Here is a 2,388-nt window from a genome sequence, read left to right on the forward strand (position 1 = left end):
GACTGGTGACTTTCGGTCGACTCGCAGGCGAGGGGGGAGCCGGGAGGGGAACCGGGCCCGACGGGGAGCGCGGGGGGCGGGGGGGGCGGGGAGCGCGACGGCGGGGGGTCGGGGGGGGGGGATCGCGGTGGGGCGGGGGTGTTCGGGGGACGTCAGGCTCAGTCGTCGGCCGGGTCTTCCGAGTCGGCCGCGTCGCCCGGCGAGTCGCCGTCCTCGGCGGGCGCCGCGCCGGCCGCGGTCGAGTCCGCTCCCTCGGTCATGGCCGTCATCGAGTCGGCGGCGCCGACCGCTCCCGCGTCGTCGACCGTCTCCTCATCGCCGATCGCTCCCTCACCGCCGACCGTGTCCTCGTCGGCAGTGTCACCGTCCTCGACCGTCGGCTCGGGCGGGCGATAGGTATAGACGAACTCCCCGGCGACGGCGTGGAACGCGCCGGTCTCGGGGTCCTCCACGACGCCGGTGTCGTTGTCGATCGCGAAGTCGACGAGGTCGCGGAGCGACCCCGCCTCGGCGGTCGGACGCTCGTGGACCGACGCGGGGAGGCGGAACGTCGTGATCCACTCCGCGAACTCGGAGCGGTCGTCGCGGTACGAGAGGTACGCGCGCTCCGCGGGCGTGAGCGCGAGGTCGAACTCCCGCGTCGCGTACGCGGTGCCGCCGGCGCCGACGAGCCCCGCGAGCAGGAGGAGGGGACCCCCGAGCGACCGGAGCACGCCGTACTCCCGCTCGACGCTCACCGACTCGGTCCGCTCGGTTGTGTCGGACCGGACGCCGGGCTCGGAGACGGAGTAGGTGTCGCCCCCGTGCGTGACCGTCATGTCGAGCGTCTGCGTCGACGCGGTCGGAACCCCGCCGATCGACCCGTCGACGGCCACCTCGGTCGTGACGAACGTCTCCGTCTCCCCCGGCGAGGCGCCGAGCTGCTCTTCGATCGACGCCACGCGCCCGTCGATCGCGGTGCTGTTGAGTTCGAAGGAGGCGTCCACCGTCTCGCCGGGCGCGACGTTGGCGGCCGTCTCCGACGCGATCGGTTCCGTCTCGCGCCAGTAGACGGTCCCCTCATCGCCGACGTTGCGGATGACGAGCGCGGAGTCGAGCTGGACGGTGACGTTCTCCGCGGTCGACGCCGCGTAGCTCGTCGTCACGTTCACGTCGAGCTCGGGCGCGATCCGCGTGAAGTACGTGTCGCGGCCGTCCAGCACCGCGCCGGTCTCGAAGACGGTGTTCGGCTCCGTCACGGTCGCGCTGTGGCGGTACTCGCTTTCGACGGTCAGCGAGGAGACCGTCCGGCGCTCCGTCTCCGTGCCGGGGTCGACGTGCGTCGTGTACACGAGCCCCGCGCCGGCCGCGGCGAGGAGGAGGCAGACCGCGAGGATCGCGGCGGACTGTGCGTTCAGCACGGCGCGGAGTCTGAGTCGACGTTCGTTTGGTTCTGAAGACATGTGTTACCTGTAGAGCTCGCGGAGGAGTCGCTTGTAGAGCGGGGGGCGCTCGCGGGAGTCGCGAGACCGGATCCGCGCGGGCTCGCCGCGTAAGAGCAGGAGGCCGACGCCGACGATACCGCCGCCGAGCAGCCCGTTTATTACGACGAGCGGCGCCCAGGGGTGGACGCCGTACAGCTCGTCGACGATGCCGGGCGGCAGCACGGCGAGGTAGCGGTGTTCGACGACGAACAGCCGATAGTATCCCGTCTCGTCGGGCGCGGACAGCGTCACCGTCGTCGAGGCCTCGCCGCGACTGGCGACCGAGAGCCGCTCCGGCTCGACGTCGACGCCCGGGCTCGCCGGCGTGACGTACGCGTACACGGGGACGAGCCCCGCGTTGGGGACGACGTACTCGATCTCTTGGCTCGTGCCGCGCTCGATGACGGTTGGGTTCTCGGACTCGAACTCGGCGCTCACGACGCCGTACTCCTGCGTGCCGGCCGGGAGGACCATCGCCGCCGTCGCGGTGGCCATCAGCACCAGCGCCAGCGCGCCGAGGATCGCCAGCACGGAGGTGCCGTCGTCGCGCGACCGGTCGCGCGAGTCGCGGTCGCGCGAGCCGGCGTTGAGATACCAGTCGACCGCGTAGGCGACGAGCGACAGCCCAAAGATGATGTACGCGAGCCCCTGCGTTCCCTGGAACGAACGGACGCCGAACGTCACCGCGAGCCACGTCTGGACGGACTGTAACGCGGACTGGAACCCCATAGCGACGGTCCCGAGGTGCGGGATCACGACGACGCTGCCGCCGATCTGGAGCGCCTTCGCTACCACGTCCGCGTCCTGAACGACCGGCTCGCCGCCGTCCTGATCGGTGAACGGGTTGTTGTCTCCCCGAGTGATATAGCCCCGCTCGGCCTCCTCGACGACCCGGTGGGTCGTCAGCCCGCCGCCCTGGATCTCC

At 71.6% G+C, this 2,388-nt stretch carries 2 protein-coding genes; both read right to left on the reverse strand.

Going from position 1 to position 2,388, the window contains the following annotated elements:
• Window positions 1-158: 158 nt before the first annotated feature.
• On the reverse strand, window positions 159-1,442 hold the full coding sequence (locus B9G49_RS15805) for a DUF5305 domain-containing protein (protein ID WP_049932335.1): 1,284 nt from the start codon (window positions 1,440-1,442) through the stop codon (window positions 159-161).
• Window positions 1,443-1,445: 3 nt separating this feature from the next.
• Window positions 1,446-2,388 (reverse strand): S26 family signal peptidase (locus B9G49_RS15810; protein WP_086217009.1); only part of this gene is annotated, 943 nt, incomplete at its 5' end.

This window comes from Halorubrum sp. SD683 (genome assembly GCF_002135045.1).
GTDB classification, from domain to species: Archaea; Halobacteriota; Halobacteria; order Halobacteriales; family Haloferacaceae; genus Halorubrum; species Halorubrum ezzemoulense.